The following is an 18,453-nucleotide window of genomic DNA, read 5'->3' as shown; positions in this document are numbered from 1 at the left end:
TCAGCACGAAAGGGCTTCCCCCCGGGCCTTGGAAACGTTGGCAACTCCCCCCCAATTGCATATCACCCAATCAAAAGCGTCGGCAGACACAACCTCCCCCCGGTTGTCCTGCCGATTCGCTTTTTAGAGGGTATGGATCCGCTGAAGTGCCTGGAATGTTAGAAAATAGAAATTAGGGAAAAACGGCCAAAACTACGTCATCGCGGGATGGAAGGATGGCCGATTTTCGTGCATGGTTCTTTTGTCAGCACGAAAGGGCTTTCCCCCCGGGCCTTGGAAACCGTTGGCAACTCCCCCCCAATTGCATATCACCCAATCAAAAGCGTCGGCAGACACAACCTCCCCCCGGTTGTCCTGCCGATTCGCTTTTTAAGGGGTATGGATCCGCTGAAAGATCCGCGAACGCTTAGGAGATGGTAGAGGGGGGGAAAACGGCCTTTTTAACGTGATCGCGTCATAGGATTTAGGCCCGCTGTGACTACGATTCTGCGGCTGACACGAAGTTCCCCCCACTTTGATGTCGGTACCTCCCCCCAAAATTGCACAGAGATCGAATGATCATCCACCCACCCGGTCTGAACGGAGTGGATGTGGATTCACTTCGGTTGGGGGGAGGTAACTCTCCATCATTTTCATGTGTTGCATCCGTGCAGAAGCTGGATAGAAACCGCTCTATGCAATCAAACGCAGCAGCGTTCTTCCTACAAATGGCGGTGATCCTGATCGCTTGTCGTTTTATTGGCTGGCTAGGTAAAAAGATCGGTCAACCACAGGTGGTTGGGGAAATGATCGCCGGAGTTCTCCTGGGGCCTTCGTTACTGGGCCATTTTTTTCCGGAAATGAGTGCAGCGCTCTTCACGCAGAAAACTCGGGAAATCCTATATGTCGGCGGTCAACTGGGGGTTGGTCTCTATATGTTTCTTGTGGGCATGGAATTCCGCACGGATCTTTTCCGGCAAAGGGCGCGAAGCGCTGCCTGGGTCTCCGGTGCGGGCATGATCGTTCCATTTATGTTGGGTGGATTGCTGGCACCGTGGTTGGTGACCGTTCCGGGATTATTTGCGGAAGGGACACAGATCATTCATGCGGGGATGTTTTTGGGCGCGGCCATAGCAATCACCGCATTCCCTATGCTTGCCCGGATTATCCGGGAGCGAGGGCTATCGGGAACCTCGCTGGGAACTCTCGCTCTCGCCGCCGGTGCCATTGACGATGTCGCCGCATGGTGTGTGCTAGCCATCGTTCTGGCGAGTTTTGGAGGGCATACAGGAGGTGCTGTAGTGGCCATTGGTGGCGGTATCGCCTACGCCTCCATTATGCTGGGGCCGGGCCGGTATTTTCTGAGGAAAATATCCCGATGGGCGGAAGAGACGAACGGAGATGCTGCCCTGGCCTGTGTTTTGATGTTATTTTGCCTGGGGGCATGGTTTACGGACGCAATCGGTATCCATGCGGTTTTCGGAGGCTTTGTTCTAGGCATTGCTATGCCAAAAGGGAAGCTGGCAGACAGGATCACAAAGAAGTTGGAGCCATTCACGGTCGTCTTCCTGTTGCCGATGTTTTTCACATTTTCCGGATTGAATACTGAGCTTGGCGTGATGCTTGATCCTTCCGTGCTCTGGGTCGCCATTGCGGTATTGCTCGTCTCAATTCTGGGCAAGGGAGTTGCCTGCTGGGCTGCTGCGAGATTCAATGGCGAAGACAACAGGACGGCTCTGGCGATAGGAGCATTAATGAACTCCAGAGGCTTGATGGAATTGATCATCATCAACATAGGGCTCCAACGCGGGGTCATCGGGCAGAGCCTTTTTGCCGTGCTGGTGGTTATGGCGATTGTGACCACTCTGATCACCGGGCCGGTTTTTGACCGTGTATGCGGACGTCACTTGCCGGTGAAATCAGATCCCGGTCATTGAACAGATCGTGCAGAGCAGCGCCGTGTGGTGCGCCGCCTGAGGGACAAGAAAAGTAATCGGATAGACAAAAAGACGGGCAAAAGGAAGGACAAGGAGAATTATCCGGCCAGTCTTCCTGTCTAATCCACTGTGATGAATTTCCGTCTCACGTTGGCAAAGATCTCGCGATTGGATGCCTCCATCAGCTGACGGGCCCAGATCGAGCAAATCTCATCATTGTCGGTGATGTGCGGGTTGTTTTCGTTCAAATGCAGATCCGGACCACGGCGGTCGGAGGCTGTGGAAATCAACTTTCCGGTTTTCGCGTCTCTGACGCGCGCTTCGAAGCCACAGTAGGGGACTTCCAGCGGTTTAACCGCAGGATCCGGAAAGTGAGCCTCTGTCAGGGCCACTTCAAGAATCAAGGTATGAGGTTTCGAGGTGTCTGTGGTTTTATAAAAAATGCAAATCGGATCTGAGAACGCGATATTCAGTTGTTTTGTGAAGTGTCTGGCCAAGGCGTCGGACCGCTTTTTGAAAGCCTTTTTATCGGGGATTTCAGCTGATTTGCTACGCTCCCAATTTTCATCGTGGAGGTAGGCGGTAGTTACCGGGCGGACGATGATATTCTTATAATCCGTGACGTTGACTTCTGGCGCCCGCCAAGAGTGCTCAAAGGGGAGGCGTGAAAACCTCGCGGTGGTATCTGTTCCCGTGGATGTAAGGAATTTCGTGGGTTTGGCAGGTGCTACAGCATGTTCGATTCCGCAGGAGGAAAGTGCTGCGGAAATTGCCAATAGCAGGAGAGCTGTAGATTGCGCAAAGGTCGTTTTCACAAAGGAAATGCTAAGGCGGATACCTCTGTTTGCCAGTTAAAAGTAGGTCAGAAAGAGTGCTGCGGGCCGGTTGTGCTCCCCACGGCTTCCACGAGCAAAATTCCTGAGCGGGAGATTCTGGTCGATGACGATTAAAAAAACGAGGAGTAGCCTTCCGATACAAAGGCTACTCCTCTGGTTGATCAGGAAACCCGATCACCTGGAGGCTGGCTTGCTAGTGCGTCATGCCGTTCGAAGGGCGATGTGGGCAGCCGGGGCACAGGTGAGTTCCATCAAATTTTTGCAAGGATCTGATTCAGAGTTTCGCTCGGGCGCAGTGCCTTGTTGGCCTTTTCATCATCCGGGAGGTAGTAGCCTCCGATATCGGCTGGTGAACCTTGCACTGCGATCAATTCAGCAACGATCTTTTCTTCGTTTTGAGTGAGCGCTTCGGCAACGGGCGTGAATTTTTCCTTCAGGCTGGCATCTTGATCCTGTTTCGCCAATGCCTGTGCCCAGTATAGTGCCAGGTAGAAATGGGAACCGCGGTTATCGATCGTGCCCAGCTTGCGACCAGGAGAACGATCATTTTCGAGGAACTGGCCGGTCGCCTGATCCAAGGTTTCTGCCAAAACCTTCGCCTGTGGATTGTTCTGTGCATCCGCAAGGTGCTCAAAACTAGCCGCCAACGCGAAAAACTCGCCCAGGGAATCCCAGCGCAGGTAGTTCTCCGTGGTGAACTGCTCGACGTGTTTTGGGGCTGATCCGCCGGCTCCTGTCTCGAAAAGTCCACCACCGTTCATCAGCGGGACGATGGATAGCATTTTCGCCGACGTGCCGACTTCAAGGATCGGGAAGAGATCGGTGAGGTAATCACGCAGAACATTGCCGGTGACGGAAATGGTATCCTCACCTTTGACGATGCGCTGGAGGGATTTCAAACAAGCTTCCGCAGGAGCGAGAATGGAAATATCCAGCCCCGAAGTATCGTGGTCTGCCAGATAGGTGTTCACCTTGGCGATGATCTGGGCATCGTGGGCACGCGCTTCATCCAGCCAGAAAATCGCTGGGGTATTGGAAGAACGTGCGCGATTTACGGCGAGTTTCACCCAATCGCGGATGGATGCGTCCTTTGTTTGGCATGCACGCCAGATATCGCCTTCCTCGACTTCATGCTCGATGATTACTTTGCCTGAGGCGTCGGTGACTTTGACCGTGCCGCGGCCCGGCATTTCAAAGGTTTTATTGTGGGAACCATATTCTTCCGCCGCCTTGGCCATGAGCCCGACGTTTGGCACGGAACCCATTGTCCGGGGATCAAGCGCACCATTTGCACGGCAGAAATCGATGACGGTCTGGTAGACACCGGCGTAGGATGAATCCGGTATTACAGCCAGGGTATCCTGTTGTTTGCCTTGAGCATTCCACATTTGGCCGGATGTGCGGATCATGGCCGGCATGGAGGCGTCCACGATAACGTCGGATGGGACGTGGAGGTTGGTAATTCCTTTGTCACTGTTGACCATGGCGATTGCCGGGCGCTCCGCATAGACGGCTGCGATATCGGCTTCGATCGCTGCTTTTTTGTCGGCAGGAAGCTTATCGAGCTTTGCGACGAGGTCGCCGAAGCCGTTTCTGAAGTCGACCCCGAGTTCTGAGATGGTTTCCGCGTGTTTCGCGATGAGGTCCTGGAAAAACACCTCTACCGCGTGGCCGAAAATGATTGGGTCCGAGACCTTCATCATGGTGGCTTTCATATGAAGCGAGAAGAGGACGTCATCTTTTTTCGCCTTCTCAATCTGAGTGGCAAGGAAATCCAGAAGAGCTGCCTTGCTCATCAATGTGGCATCAAGGATTTCCCCGGCAAGCAATGAAGTGGATTCCTTGAGGACCTTTACCGTCCCATCCGCGCCGATGTATTCGATTTTTACCTCTGTATCTTCCTGCACACAGATGGACTTTTCGTTGGAGAAAAAATCGCCTTTGCCGTTCATGGAGCCGACGGAAGTCTTGGACTCCCCGGACCATGCTCCCATGCTGTGCGGATGCTTGCGGGCGTATTCTTTGACAGCTTTCGGGGCGCGCCGGTCGGAATTGCCTTCGCGCAATACGGGGTTTACAGCGGAGCCCATCACCTTCGCATACCGGGTGCGGATGTCCTGTTCTTCCTCGCTGGCCGGGCTATCGGGGTAATTCGGGATTGGAAAGCCTTTAGCCTGGAGCTCCGCGATCGCGGCTTTGAGCTGTGGAACGGAGGCGGAGATATTGGGGAGCTTGATGATGTTTGCCTCTGGCTGCAGGGTCATTTTACCTAACTCGGCGAGGTGGTCCGCGATTTGTTGGTCAACCGACAAAAGATCCGGGAATTGGGCGAGAATTCGGCCGGCGAGGGAGATATCACGGGTCTCGACATTGATGCCCGCTGGCTTGGAGAATGCCTCAACGATCGGTAATAAAGAATAGGTAGCGAGAGCTGGAGCTTCGTCTGTCTTGGTATAGATAATCGTATTGGACATGATGGTGCTTGTTGCGTTTTGCAATAAGGGAAGGAGACGGGCGGGTCAAGTGATGGTGAGTAAGTTGCCGGGATAAGCCGGTTTTTATGACCTCTGTGGGTCGATAATTGGCGATTGCGGAGGACGCGCAGAGGTGTCATTTTCCGTTTATGAAATTTTGGAAAAATTTGGCGATCGGAAGTCTGATGACCGGGCTGGCTTTCGGGCAGGAGGGCGAGAAGATCTCCAATGTCCCCGAGGATTTGCTTTCCGACGAGCACGTCCGTGCCGAACTGGGGGTGAACGAGTTTACCGCGCCGTCGATTGCCAAACTTTTCGATACGCTGCAGTTTTTGATGCCGCTACCTTTGATGGAGACGGAAAGGGAAGTAGGCGAGCGTATGCCTTTGGACCGTGCCGATCTGGCAATAGAGCTGGGCTTCCTCATTGCGGATGGATTCCTGATCGTGCAGGCGGGGCAGATGGATAAAGTGGAAGGTATGGCCTCGGAATTAAGCCGCTATGGCAAGGCTCTGGGGGCGGGAGATAGGATCAATCGACACGCTGCGAGTCTTTTGGAAAGTGCGAAAAAACAGGATGTGGAGCAGCTGAAAAAAGAGCTCTCTGCTACCCAGAAGGATGTGGAGATCGAGCTTGTGACGCTGCGGGATGCGGATCTCGCGCATCTTATCTCGCTGGGCGGATGGATCAGGGCGTTGGAGGTGGCGACAGTTGCCGTGGACAAGCAGTTTTCTCCCGAGCGTGCCGAGAAAGTGATGCGTGAAGATATCGCGGATTATTATACCGAGTCTGTCGCCGGGCTGGAGCCGCGGATTTCAGAGCGTCCGAACTATCTCGAAATGCGCGATGTGCTGGCCGGTCTGCGCCATGAGATGGTGCTGAAGAAAGGTGAGGAAGCGACACCTGAAAAGGTGAGGGAAATCAAGGAGCAGGCTGCGAAGCTAGTGACTCTCGCCCTACAAAGGCAGGAGTGATCCACAGTCTGGAATTTACATCCAATCAATCTCTTCAAATGAAACAACGAGTAGCCGTATTGGGCTTGGGAATTGTCGGCTCAAGGGTAAGGGAAAATCTCCTCGAAGCCGGGTATGAGGTCACCTGCTGGAGCCGGACTTTCCGAGATCTGGATGGAGAAAAAAGCTCTGCGGGAGAGGCGCTGGCGGATGCGGATCTGGTCTCCATTTACTTGAAGGATGTGCCGATGGTGCGTGAAGTTTTTGCTCAGGCGAAAAATTCTCTCAAGCCGGGGACGCTGGTGATCAACCATTCGACGATCGACCTGCCGACTACGCTCTGGCTCGCAGAGCAATGCGCGGCGAAAGCTTGTGATTTTCTTGATGCACCATTTACCGGTAGCAAGGAGGCCGCTGCCGCAGGACAGTTGCTTTATTACACCGGAGGGGACGAAGAGCTCATCGGGAAGGTATCGGACTTCCTTTCCGTTACCTCGAAGGGGCGGGTGCATTGCGGTGAAATCGGTGCGGCTACGGTCACCAAACTCGCTACAAACCTCATATCCGCTTGCACCGTTCAAGCGATGAGCGAGGCCTTGGTGATCGCGAAAAAACACGGAGTTGATCCGGAGGTTTTTACGAAGGCTGCAATTCAAAATGGCAGCGGTTCACCGCTGATGGCGATGAAATATCCGACCATGCTCAATGGTGATTTCGATCCTCATTTCACCATGGCGAACATGTGGAAGGATAGTTGTTACGCTCTCGCTCTCGGTGAGTCGGCGGGAGTAAAGCTTCCGGCTATTTCTGCGGTATCCACACGAATGGAGCAGATGTGCGGAAATGGAGCTGCGGATTTGGATTTTTCAGCATTGGTAAAAGCATATGAAGATTGATCTAGGAAAAACTGGCTTGCTCGAATTCTGCGGCCCGGATGCAGTGAGGTTCCTCAATGGGCAGATTACCCAAGATGTCCGCAAGGTGCTCGGCACCGGAGAGTCGCTGCCCAGCTGCGTGATCGACGCAAAAGGGAAACTGCAGTTCCGTATTTGGCTGACGGAGGGAGACTCCCCCGGGGCGGTCTGGGTTCTTTGTGAGGAATCCCAGACAGAGGAACTGGAGCTTCGGCTGACCCGCTATCTTATTGCGGACGATGTCGAGGTGAAGGACCGGAGCGGGGAGTTTTTCATTTCCCATCTGGCAGAGAAGCCGGAAACGGGAGGATTGATCCGTGCTTCCAAACGACTGGATTTCAAAGGCTGGGATGTCTTTTCCGGGGAGCCTTTGACAGATGCCATGGATGCCGGGGAGCTGGAAAGATATCGTATCGAAAACGGAATTCCGAGGTGGGGCGTGGAGCTGAAGGAAGGAATGCTCCCGCCGGAGGCAGGGCTGGATATCACCGATATCTCATACAACAAGGGCTGCTATATCGGGCAGGAAGTAATTTCCCGGATAAAATCCGCAGGAAAAGTTAACCGCAGATTGGTCCAATTCGAATTCACGGAAGACGTGGCCGAAGGGGGAGAACTCCTGGATGACGAAGGGAAGGTATGCGGCGAGGTCACCAGTGTTTCCGGGAGCTATGGGCTGGGCTTCATAAAGCGTGGCAAGGAGAATTCTGAAAGCTATTTTCTCCACGGCACCCCTGCCGAAATCCTGTTGTAAAAGTCGATCTATCCCGCGCCGGGGATGCCCGACGGATCAGCTAAACGAAAATTCGGCTTTTCCGTGGGCGGAACCGGTTCATGATCAGCCCACATGAGTTCGGATTTTTTGGTGGTGGGTGCCGGTATTGCCGGCCTGACGTTTGCGCTGCGCGCGGCGAAGCACGGCACAGTAGTTGTTTTAACGAAGGGTAAGGCTGAAGAATCGAATACCGCTTGGGCCCAGGGGGGCATCGCCTCGGTGCTTCCGGAAAATTTACGAGCGGAGGGGGATTCCGTGGAAAGCCACATTGTCGATACATTGGATGCCGGCGCGGGATTATGCGATGAGGAGGTCGTCCGCCGCATCATTGAGGAGGGTGATGATACCATCGATGATCTATTGAGCTACGGAGTGGAGTTTGATAAGGAGGACGGCCGTTTTATGCTTGGAAAGGAAGGCGGGCACACCCATCGCCGCATACTCCATGCGCGGGATACCACTGGAAGGGAGATATCAAGAGCCTTGCTGGCCGCCGCGCGAAAAGAGCCGAACATCACTCTATTGGAAAACCATTTTGTGATCGATCTGATCACTTCCGCCCGCCTCGATGTGGTCTCGAATGATCGGATTCTCGGAGCTTACGTTCTGGCAAAAAACACAGGTGAGGTAACCATCTTCCGCTCGGACCGGGTGCTGCTTGCCGCCGGAGGATGCGGGAAGGTTTATCTCTATACCACGAACCCAGATTCTGCTACCGGAGATGGCGTAGCTCTTGGCTGGCGTGCGGGCGCGAGCGTTGCGAATATGGAGTTTATCCAGTTCCATCCCACCTGTTTTTACAATCCGGCTGCCACTGGTCCTGAGGCGAGATCATTTCTGGTGAGCGAGGCTGTGCGCGGCGAGGGCGGTATCCTGCGCAATGCGAAGGGAGAAGATTTTACCAAAAAGGTTGATCCCCGGGGCTCACTCGCGCCGCGTGATATTGTCGCTCGTGCCATTGACCAGGAAATCAAACGCACAGGTGCTGCGTGTGTATATCTGGATGTTACCCACAAGCCAAAGGGTTTCATGAAGGAGCATTTCCCGTATATCTATGAAACCTTGATGAAGTTCGGTGTCGACTGCGAAACTACTCCTATTCCAGTAGTTCCAGCAGCTCACTATATGTGTGGTGGGCTGAAGACGGATGTTAACGGAAAGACTTCCGTGAGAGGACTATATGCCGTCGGTGAAGTTGGCAGCACAGGGCTCCATGGAGCGAATCGCCTAGCCTCGAATTCGCTGCTGGAAGGCAATGTTCTCGCTAGGCTGGCGCTGGATGAGATGATGAGACTTTATCCGCCTGATAAGCCGGTGATCGATCCACCGCTGATTCCCGAGTGGCATCACGGAGATGTGGCGGAGCCTGATGAGCTGGTGGTGATCTATCACAACTGGGATGAGATCCGCCGCCTGATGTGGGATTACGTTTCGATCGTCCGCACGGACAACCGCCTACGCCGTGCAGCGGCAAGATTACGGAATCTGAAGAAGGAAGTCCGTGAGTTTTATTGGGGACACCGGGTGAATGCGGATATTCTGGAACTGAGAAATCTGGTCACCGTCGCAAGCTTGATTGTCGAGTGTGCGCTGAGACGCCGGGAATCGCGTGGATTGCACTACACGCTCGATTATCCGGAGAGCGATGATCGATTCATTAAGAACACGACTTTGAGGAAATTCTGATCACCGTTCTCCTGATAGCTGGATTTTTGATTTTAATAAGCCAGCGCATGCTCGCGAACCACGTCCGCGTAGAAAATATCAGCGGCTTCATCCAGCTCTATCCGGAAGATCATCGCTTCACCTGATAGGGATGGATACTTGTTTCGGATTTTCTCCGGAATTTGGAAATGCTCACCGAGACCGGCCGGCGGCTTTTCGTCCTGTGTCCAGCTGGCGATTTCCTGGCTGCCATCATTGAGGATAATACGATATTTTTTAGTGTCGGTTTTCATATAGTTGCTTGGTTGGAATGTTGTGGGAGGAGCTTCTGGCCTAGATAGCTGCTGGTTGAGTTACTCCCTGAAGTTGTCTCATGATTGAGATGATCCGCATTTCCCGGATACCTCCGGGAGCTTCCCATTGAATCGTATCGCCTGATTTTCTGCCGAGGGCGGCAAGAGAAACGGGACTAAGAATGGAGATAAGATCCGCATCAATATCGGCTTCCTCAGGCATGACGATGGAGAATGCGAAGCTATCCGTCGGGTTCTGTGAGGACTCGATCACCACGCGGTCATGGAGTCCCACGAAATCTTCAAGATTGGAACTTTCCTTCGGGACCTTTGCCAGTGAGAGAAAATCCAAAAGCGCGGTTCTCTGATCCGCGTTCGGGCGCGGCCTCTGATTTTCGTCTTCTATATATGTTTTTAGGCGTAATTTGTCCGCCCGATTCAATTTAATTGTCGGTTTCATAAATAATATATTGGTTGCGCCACTCAGAAATGGAGAGTGCCGCTGGGTTAGTCGAAAAATATGGAATTTTTTGGAGCGGGAGAATCCGGGCAATGCCCAAATCTTGGGATTCTACCCCCTAATTCCGTAAGGCAGCCAAACGGTGCACACACCATCCCCTGAAGCTACCCGCAAACGTGCGGGTCACTCGATAAATGGTTGTTGGAGGTGCGGGGTGCATTAACCTTCACGCTAGTATAAAGATGGTTTCTGTCAATATGGAAAGTAGCCATGAATGAGACTTTAATTATCATCTCTTTCTCATTCGGAATGGCGTGGCACTCCGTGGGCTCAGCGAGTGGCCAGCAAAGGTTTGCCAGGACAAGGCGGTTTTTGTAAAAACGAAGAAATGAGAGGAATCTAGCCAGTGACAAATCCGGATGATCGATTAGCAGAATACTTGGCGGGTGATTTAACCCGAAAGCACCGGAAGGTTCTTCTTCGGCAGGAATTGAGGCGGAAGATCGATGATCACGGGCCGGGTGATTCGGACAATGTGGTGGCTGAAATCATCGCATATCTACGGGAGCGCACCTATCTTCATGTGGTGGCGATCTTTGCCGCTTTACCCGGTGAAGTGGATCTCCGCAGTCTGCCGAAGGCGATAGGGCGTGTGTTTGTTTTCCCCAAAGTGGTGGAGAATCACCTGGTATTTTTCCGGGTAAACTCCTTTGAAGAGGATCTGGAGCTGGGGGCTTACGGAATTCTGGAGCCGAAGGACGGGCTGGAGGTTGTAGCCGTGGAAAAAATCGATCTCTTTCTCTGTCCGGGCCTAGGGTTCGATCTGAAAGGCGGGCGTGTGGGGCGGGGCAAAGGCTACTACGATCGGGTTTTGGAAAAAGCACGTGCGGGTGCTGTGAAGATCGGCGTCTGTTTCGGATATCAATTGGTCGATGAAATCACAATGGAAGAGCACGACATCAGGATGAACGGGGTAATCGCTGGATAGCGGTATATTCCAATTTTTTCTCCTTTGACCAAGGGCCGGGGATGCCACGACAGTGATGAATGATGATTGGGAAGCGGCCGGTAGGTTTTTTGGGAAAGTTGCGAAAGGGAATTTTCGTTTCACAGGTTTTGTTGATGGTTTCGTGCGCGGGCGAGCCTAAAGCGATCCGGGAAGAAATCGCTCCCGGCGAAACCGATAGGGAAGAATTCATACCTGTGAGTAAGCCGGTGAAAATGCCTCCGACGAACGCGAAGCTGGGCAAAATCTCCGGAATGGATATCGATGAATTGTTCCCGCTTCAGCAATCGGACGAAGTGCTGATTTACGATGTTAGATTGCCCTATTTCTACAAAATCGATCACCTCCCGGGTTCTGTGAACTGGCCGTATACGCATTACGACGAAGAGGTGCAGAAGCGTGATCCAGAGATCCAGCAGGCTCTGGCAGCGGGCAAAAAAGTGGTGCTCTATTGCTTCAATCTCGGCTGCCCGGAGGCGAGGAATGTTGCCAAAAAACTAGCTCGACGGGATTATGAAATCCATGTGCTCAGCAATGGAATCGATTCATGGAGAAATGCGGGTCTGCCTCTGGAAAACAAGGACAGATGACCGCTCGACGCCGCGCTTCTTTTTCAGCGAACCGATTGCTTCTAGTAAGGACGGGAAACAATTATGTAGCCCCGCCTCCCAGGTTTATACCATAATCCACCATGAGTGTAGTAGGTAGTTCCACGGTGGACGATCCTCCGGGCTTCACGTGGCAAAACCACCCTGCCTCCTGGACTTGCCGGACTGGTTGCTTTTCTCTCGATGGGAAGTATTACCCTTCCACCGGGGCTGGCAGGACTTCTGGGATTGAGCGGGCCCGTTTTTACGCAGGAGGTGAGTGATATCAAGAGGAGGATAGTAGACAGTTGGGTAGCAGTTTTCATTTTCATATATAGCGTGGGTTGAGTTCTCGCGCCCTCGTCGCCTATGCGATAATCTCTCGAACCACGGTTCCGTGAACATCGGTAAGACGGAAATCCCGGCCGGCGTGATTGTAGGTGAGCTTCTTGTGATCGAGTCCCATGAGGTGGAGCATAGTCGCGTGGAGGTCGTGGATATGGGTTTTGTTTTCGACGGCTTGGTAGCCGTGCTCGTCGGTGGCCCCGTAGCGGATTCCTCCCTTCACGCCGCCTCCGGCCATCCATGAGGTGAAGCCTTTGTTGTTATGATCGCGTCCGTCGTCGCCTTGGGCATACGGGGTGCGACCGAATTCAACGCTCCAAATGACGAGTGTATCCTTGAGCAGATCGCGCTGCTTGAGGTCGGTAAGCAGGGCGGCAATGGGTTGGTCGGTAGCTGCGGTATTGTTGCGCAACGCTTGTTCGAGGTTCCGGTGCTGATCCCAGCTGCCGTGGGTAATTTCGATAAAGCGCACTCCGGCCTCGGCAAATCGACGGGCAAGCAGGCACTGGCGGCCGAAGTTTGCGGTGATGTCATTGTCGATTCCGTATAGGGCTTTCGTGGCCTGCGATTCCGAATCAATGTCCAGCAATTCGGGAATCTCAGTTTGCATGCGGAAGGCCAGCTCAAACGATTCGATGACACCCTCGACCTCTGGATTGTGCGGCTCCTTTCCGAGTTTTTCCTGATTGAGGGATTTGACGAAATCGAGTTGCAAGCGCTGCTTTGAGGTGCTGAGTTTCGGGTTTTTGATGTTTGGAATGCTAACGTTCGCACAGTTGCCACTTGGCTGGCGCAGGCTGCTGCCGATCGGAGTTCCCTGATAGATCGCGGGTAGGAACGCGGATCCGTAGTTAGAGGCTCCCGTGGGTGGGCTGAGGGTGATGAAACCGGGGAGGTTCTGGTTTTCCGTCCCCAGCCCATACAGCGACCACGCGCCCAAGGACGGGCGGACAAACTGGAAGCTGCCGGTGTGCAATTGCGCGAAGGCTTGGGGGTGATTGGGAACGTCGGTGTGCATGCCGTTGATCAGGCAGAGGTTGTCGGCATGTTTGGCGAGGTGCGGGTAGAGCTCGGAAATCGGCAGACCGCTTTGACCGTGGCGTTTGAATTCGAACGGCGAACCCATCCACTTTGCACTGCCGCCTAGTCCGGCGATATTTCTGGAGTCCTGGTTCAATCGTGGCTTGTAGTCGAAAGTATCCAGGTGGGATGGGCCGCCCTCCATGCAGAGGAAGATCACGCGCTTCGCTGTGGCCGGGAAATGCGACGGTTTTGGTGCCAACGGATTTGCAGCTGCCATAGCTTGTTGAGCCTGCAAAGTGCTGAATCCTGCAAACGCTGAGTAGCCGAATCCGGCCGACAGGCTTTTCAGAAACTGACGACGGGAGGGTGCTAAAAGATGGGAGTGCATGTTCTATGATGGTTGGGTTATTTGAGGTAAAGAAAATCCGCGGAGGCGAATAGAGACTGGCAAAAGGTGCTCAATGCATCGTGGTAATCCGCATCGCGGTCGCGGCGGGGCTCCTGTCTTTTCATTTCGAGAAACATTTTGAAATAGATGTTGGCTTTACGCATTTCCTCCTCGGAAGGAGGGCGACCATAAACGTGGTAGAATGCGGTGGTGACCTCTTCTCCATGATTCAGATTTTCGTGATCAATCAGCCTTTGCGCCATGGCTTCGGATTGTTTGAGGACGAAATCGCTGTTCATGAGGAAAAGCGCTTGCGAGGGGACGGTGGTGGTTTCGCGTTTGCCCACGCTCATGCTTGGATCGGCGAAGTCAAAAATGGAGAGCGAGGCCGGCACCTGGTTGCGAACGATTGGCAAATACACGGAGCGATGCGGGCTCTTGGCTTCGAATCCGAGGATATCGGCGGATCCACCACTGCGCAGGTTGAGACTTTGCTCCGTTATCACCGATCCATAAGGAGGCTCGAGGTCCAGATTGCCGCTGATGGCGAGAATGGAATCACGTAAGGACTCTGCATCAAGTCGGCGTCTGTTGGCTCGCCAGTGCAGTGCATTGTCAGGATCGATATTGAAGGCGGCGTTATCAAAATCCGAGCTCAGTTGATAGGTGCGGGATAGGACGATTTCACGGATCAGATGTTTCACCGACCACCCGCAATTGATGAACTGCAGGGCGAGGTGATCGAGCAATTCCGGGTGGCTGGGTCGATTTCCGGTGGCACCGAAATTATCCACGCTGGTGACGATGCCATTGCCCATCAAGTGCATCCATACGCGGTTGACCATCACGCGGGCGGCGAGCGGATTCTCAGGAGAAGCAATCCATTGCGCAAGTTCGAGACGGCCGGAGACTTCGTCGGAAAGCGGCTTCATGGCCTCCTCACCGGATAACACCTGAAGAAATCCTCGTGGCACCGTGTTCTTGGCTAGCCCCACTTCGCCACGCACCAAGAATTTGGCATCGGAAATGGTTTCGCTATCCGCGACGCCCATTGCGAGGGCAATCGGATTGCCAGCCTTGTCGTAGGTTTTGAGCTCTGTCTCAAGCATGGTGATCAAATGATTCAACTGCAGGAGCTTCCTTCGTTGGGTTGGATCCGGCCCTTCCTTTCCAGATTGCCGCGCCCTGAAAAGCTCGCCTTTGATCTCGTTGATGCTCTCACGAGCTATTCTGAGTTTGTTTTCCTTGGCCTGCATCTCAGCTGGGGAGAGCGGTTTAAAAGCGAACTCGCTCTCTTGGATCGGTAATTGGATCAGCTCCGATGCGTGTCGATTTTGAACGGAAGAATAGGTGCCGAACTTGGTATCGCTACTCTGGAAAATACCCGCCATCGAGTAGTAGTCGGACTGCGGGATGGGATCGAATTTGTGATCGTGGCAGCGGGCGCAGGAAATGGTTGTGCCGAGCATGGCCTTGCCTAGCGTATCGATCTGTTCATCGACGAGGTCCGCGCGGAATTGCTCTTCGCTCTTCGCATTGAGGTTCTTTGGACCGATAGCCAGGAAGCCGGTGCCAATGATCTGTTCTGCGCGTCGCTGATTGTCTGGTGAAGTCATCTGATCGCCCGCGATTTGCTCGCACAGGAAGATGTCGTAGGGTTTGTCGTCATTGAAGCTGTTGATGACATAGTCGCGATAACGCCAGGCTTGCGGATAGAAAACGATGTTCGCATCCCTGCCGTTCGATTCCGCATAGCGGGCGATATCCAGCCAATGGCGGCCCCAACGTTCGCCGAACTGAGGCGAATCTAGTAGTTCATCGACGACGGCGGCCACCGCCGCGGGTTGGTCTTCCGCGCAGGATTTTATGAAGGCCTCGACCTGTGCCGGTTTCGGTGGCAGCCCGATGATATCGAAATAAAGACGACGGAGCAGGGTGGCGGGGTCTGCGTCAGCTACGGGTTCCAGTTTTGCTTCCCGTAGGGCGGAATAGATGAAGCTGTCGATATCGGTGACTGGCCATGACTCAGCGGGAAATTCAGGAACTTTCCGTTGCTCTGGTTTTCGATAGGCCCAGAATTCGCGTCCGGCGGCGATATCGATGGTGGAGGTAATCTTATCGGAGTCCTCCGGCTCGCGTGGGTCGGGGGCGCCCATTTCAATCCACTTACGGAAATCTTCGATCACCGAGTCTTCAAGTTGATACTTGGGAGGCATCTGAAGTGAATCGTCGTGGTAGCTGATGGCGGTGATCAGCAGACTTTTGCCAAGGTCTCCGGGAACCACGGCGGCGCCCGTGTCGCCGCCGCGAAGGCTCGCCTCACGGGTATCAAGCAACAGGCCGCCCTTCACTTTTTCCGAATCCTGCGAGTGGCATTTGTAGCAATGTTCGGCCAGCATGGGGCGGATTTTTGATTCGAAGAATTCAACACCGACCGGATCTAAAATGGCAGATTGAGAGAAAAGGGAAGCCGCAGAAAGTAGCGAAAAAGCAGCGACCATTGGCACGGCAAGAGTAGTTTCGGGGAGGGTGGTTGAGAGTTTCATCGGCAGTAAGGTGACGGAAATATCAACTCCACGGATTTCGGAAAGTTTCTCAAAATCCAGATTACAGATGCCAGTCCACGGCCACATACGTTTCAGGCATGATATAACCGCAGTTGCACCGTATCCCTATTGCGAGCCCGCTAATGATTTCACCCGTAAAAGATGATGCGAGTCCACTTGAACCCCAAAAACATGGAACAGATTCGTAAGACGATTTCCAGCTACTTCGCCAAGTATCTAGGGAAAGACGAAGCGGCGCGCCCTGTCGTCGTTCCCGGAAAGTGGTGGGGAAACTCAATGAAAGTTCGATCCTCATAGTAGATGAAATGCAACTGGTTATTCCTTCCCCCGTTGGGGATAAAGCCAGTCGATGGGCTTCGAAGCTGCAGCAGAAGCGCGTCCAGTATGGCCTTTACCGCTCCGCAATGAGGCAGGCCGGATTCATTTACCCTGATGGCCTGCCCTTCATGTCGCTCCTAGAGTTCAACCTAGCGAAAAATCCTCTTCCACGTAGGCTGTCACAATCGCTCACGGCCTTCCAAATTCGGCAAGATTACTCTCGTCGGTTCTGCAATACCCGCAGTTACAAAGACCATGAATCCGCATGCTGCGGTGCTATGACGCGAAGATTGGGAAAATCAGACTTTCAAAATAATTTAAGTTATTAATTAGTATATGTATCTTAGATTTAATCGAGGTTGACATCTAAATTAATGTTTAATTTATAATGCAATCATAAATTGCTCTCAACCCTCTCAGAGGGTGAGGAATATCACTGTTCGGGAAAAAATAAACAAAACAAAACACAGCAAAAAAGAAAATGACTAAGCAAGTAGCTACGATCACTTTAGGTGCGGCAATGATTCTCACAACGTCCTGCCATACGAAGAACGTTTCAGTAGGCGTAGAGAACGCCCGCTTTCAACACGGATACTTGAATTCCAAGCTTTTGAATCAAGGCTCGTTGCTGTTATGGGATATGGAAGCAACTAGTGGCAAGATGCTCACCAATGTTCCACACCCAGACACATCTAATAACGATAATGTGAGTCATGCAAGTGGTAGCGAACTGATGTCGAAGGCTTCGTCTGGCGTTACTGTATCAGGTGAGATTCCAATTCAGCAGGTTCCAGTTGGCGTGTCTTCGGAGATTAATCGTCAGACCTCGATCGTTGTGAAGAATTTTGAATCACGTCGATACTATGATCCACGCTTTATTCTGAACGAACGGGATTTTGCGTCACAAAGAACAGAGCTAGGCGAAGAATTTGCGGATAATGACAAGATTAGATTTATATTCATCGCAGGATCAACAGTTTCCGATGATACGGACATATCGATCGGGACGCCGACAGGCAAGACCAACGAACACAAGCTTACGATCGCTGGTAAAGAATACAAACTCACGTATTCGGGAACCAAAGAGTATCAATGGAAGGGGTCGAAGCAACCGGTCTTTGTTCAGCCTCGGATCTACAAGCTAATTAAGGATAACAGCGGTGATACTGGATTTCGATTTGTTGAAGATCGTCAAATTGAAGGGGATATTACCAAGATGCTTACGAGTGCGTCATCGTTCTAGCTCAACGAGGAACCCAAACAAGGCGGAGATGGCAATGTCGAGGAAGCCTTCTGATTAAAGTCGGGTCTCCCATCGATGCGCTATTCCTATGACGCTAGGTGACGAGATTTGAAAACATGATGAAGAGCGTTTGAAATTATGAGTGAGTTAAAAAATATTACGGCAATAGAAGCAACAGTGATTCGATCATCCGAGCCAGTAAGACATCATTTTTGGTGTGTATTTCACGATTGGCACACGCCGTATATAATAGTTGATTTGCCAGAAGGAGTGAGTTCTAGCGGTAAGATTACTCGACACGAAGCACGTATTCTTGTCCGGGAAGATTTGAATAATACTCCTCATCCAAACGGAAACCCAAACCATCTGTATCGGGATGTTCCTTTTTTCTGGGCTGAGAATGAATGGGTTCCAGTAGAGGTGTATCGCAACCCATCCGATTGTCAGGAACGCATTTCACCCGAAGACTTCCATCTTGATCCCGAGAAGGCGAAAGTTCTCCATCGCGATACAGTTAATAAAGCGTTCGAGGTATCCAATAAATTTTGATACTAGTAACCATTGTTTCCTGTGAATCGCTCGCCAGTTGACAACGAACCAACCGAACAAGTCGTCGCAGACAAGCCCTGGCCTGACCCCAGAAAATCGGACAGCTCCTTTTTAGAGTTCTTGTGGTAAAACCACTGAAAC

General features: G+C 52.6%; 15 protein-coding genes. 9 read left to right on the top strand and 6 right to left on the bottom strand.

Going from position 1 to position 18,453, the window contains the following annotated elements; all coding sequences use genetic code 11:
• The first annotated feature begins 674 nt into the window (after positions 1–674).
• Positions 675–1,916: a cation:proton antiporter gene (locus ACFSSA_RS06710; RefSeq protein WP_386819558.1), complete on the top strand. Its 1,242-nt coding sequence runs from the start codon at positions 675–677 to the stop codon at positions 1,914–1,916.
• Between the two features lie 119 nt (positions 1,917–2,035).
• Here ACFSSA_RS06710 and ACFSSA_RS06705 read toward each other — a convergent pair whose 3' ends face one another.
• Entirely contained in the window at positions 2,036–2,731 is a 696-nt protein-coding gene (locus ACFSSA_RS06705) for a DUF3313 family protein (protein ID WP_386819528.1), read from the bottom strand.
• A gap of 272 nt (positions 2,732–3,003) precedes the next feature.
• Entirely contained in the window at positions 3,004–5,226 is a 2,223-nt protein-coding gene (locus ACFSSA_RS06700; RefSeq protein WP_386819526.1) for an NADP-dependent isocitrate dehydrogenase, read from the bottom strand.
• 149 nt (positions 5,227–5,375) lie between these two features.
• On the opposite strand from ACFSSA_RS06700, the gene ACFSSA_RS06695 reads away from it, so the two are divergent.
• The 4 genes from ACFSSA_RS06695 (at position 5,376) to nadB (ending at position 9,554) form a co-directional block, all read left to right on the top strand.
• Complete coding sequence (locus ACFSSA_RS06695; RefSeq protein WP_386819524.1) at positions 5,376–6,200, top strand: hypothetical protein; 825 nt, start codon at positions 5,376–5,378, stop codon at positions 6,198–6,200.
• A gap of 38 nt (positions 6,201–6,238) precedes the next feature.
• Positions 6,239–7,075, top strand: a complete 837-nt coding sequence (locus ACFSSA_RS06690) for an NAD(P)-dependent oxidoreductase (RefSeq protein ID WP_386819522.1) — start codon at positions 6,239–6,241, stop codon at positions 7,073–7,075.
• Positions 7,065–7,847: a CAF17-like 4Fe-4S cluster assembly/insertion protein YgfZ gene (gene ygfZ, locus ACFSSA_RS06685; RefSeq protein WP_386819520.1), complete on the top strand. Its 783-nt coding sequence runs from the start codon at positions 7,065–7,067 to the stop codon at positions 7,845–7,847. Before ACFSSA_RS06690 ends, ygfZ begins: the two co-directional genes overlap by 11 nt.
• Positions 7,848–7,940: 93 nt before the next feature.
• Positions 7,941–9,554: an L-aspartate oxidase gene (gene nadB, locus ACFSSA_RS06680; RefSeq protein WP_386819519.1), complete on the top strand. Its 1,614-nt coding sequence runs from the start codon at positions 7,941–7,943 to the stop codon at positions 9,552–9,554.
• A 32-nt stretch (positions 9,555–9,586) separates the two neighbouring features.
• Here nadB and ACFSSA_RS06675 read toward each other — a convergent pair whose 3' ends face one another.
• Positions 9,587–9,826, bottom strand: a complete 240-nt coding sequence (locus ACFSSA_RS06675) for a hypothetical protein (protein WP_386819517.1) — start codon at positions 9,824–9,826, stop codon at positions 9,587–9,589.
• A gap of 40 nt (positions 9,827–9,866) precedes the next feature.
• Positions 9,867–10,286: a GreA/GreB family elongation factor gene (locus ACFSSA_RS06670; protein WP_386819515.1), complete on the bottom strand. Its 420-nt coding sequence runs from the start codon at positions 10,284–10,286 to the stop codon at positions 9,867–9,869.
• A gap of 406 nt (positions 10,287–10,692) precedes the next feature.
• Between ACFSSA_RS06670 and ACFSSA_RS06665 the strand changes: the two genes are divergently transcribed.
• Both ACFSSA_RS06665 and ACFSSA_RS06660 read left to right on the top strand, forming a co-directional pair.
• Positions 10,693–11,274 (top strand): 5-formyltetrahydrofolate cyclo-ligase, encoded by a 582-nt coding sequence (locus ACFSSA_RS06665; RefSeq protein ID WP_386819513.1) that lies wholly within the window; start codon positions 10,693–10,695, stop codon positions 11,272–11,274.
• Positions 11,275–11,408: 134 nt separating this feature from the next.
• A complete protein-coding gene (locus ACFSSA_RS06660) occupies positions 11,409–11,882 on the top strand; it encodes a rhodanese-like domain-containing protein (protein WP_386819511.1) in 474 nt (157 codons plus the stop codon).
• Positions 11,883–12,246: 364 nt separating this feature from the next.
• Here ACFSSA_RS06660 and ACFSSA_RS06655 read toward each other — a convergent pair whose 3' ends face one another.
• Both ACFSSA_RS06655 and ACFSSA_RS06650 read right to left on the bottom strand, forming a co-directional pair.
• On the bottom strand, positions 12,247–13,635 hold the full coding sequence (locus ACFSSA_RS06655; RefSeq protein WP_386819509.1) for a DUF1501 domain-containing protein: 1,389 nt from the start codon (positions 13,633–13,635) through the stop codon (positions 12,247–12,249).
• 17 nt (positions 13,636–13,652) lie between these two features.
• Positions 13,653–16,268, bottom strand: a complete 2,616-nt coding sequence (locus tag ACFSSA_RS06650) for a PSD1 and planctomycete cytochrome C domain-containing protein (protein ID WP_386819507.1) — start codon at positions 16,266–16,268, stop codon at positions 13,653–13,655.
• A 733-nt stretch (positions 16,269–17,001) separates the two neighbouring features.
• On the opposite strand from ACFSSA_RS06650, the gene ACFSSA_RS06645 reads away from it, so the two are divergent.
• Together ACFSSA_RS06645 and ACFSSA_RS06640 are read left to right on the top strand one after the other, a co-directional pair.
• Positions 17,002–17,763, top strand: coding sequence for a hypothetical protein (locus ACFSSA_RS06645; protein ID WP_386819505.1), 762 nt, complete (start codon positions 17,002–17,004; stop codon positions 17,761–17,763).
• Positions 17,764–17,901: 138 nt separating this feature from the next.
• Positions 17,902–18,312 carry a hypothetical protein gene (locus ACFSSA_RS06640; protein WP_386819504.1) on the top strand — a complete coding sequence of 137 codons (411 nt, stop codon included), beginning with the start codon at positions 17,902–17,904 and terminating at the stop codon, positions 18,310–18,312.
• Positions 18,313–18,453 lie beyond the last annotated feature (141 nt).

The sequence above is a fragment of the Luteolibacter algae genome (genome assembly GCF_042683045.1).
Lineage (GTDB): Bacteria > Verrucomicrobiota > Verrucomicrobiia > Verrucomicrobiales > Akkermansiaceae > Luteolibacter > Luteolibacter algae.
The sequence above is the reverse complement of the archived record's forward strand: the minus strand, read 5'-3'. Positions and strand labels throughout refer to the sequence as shown.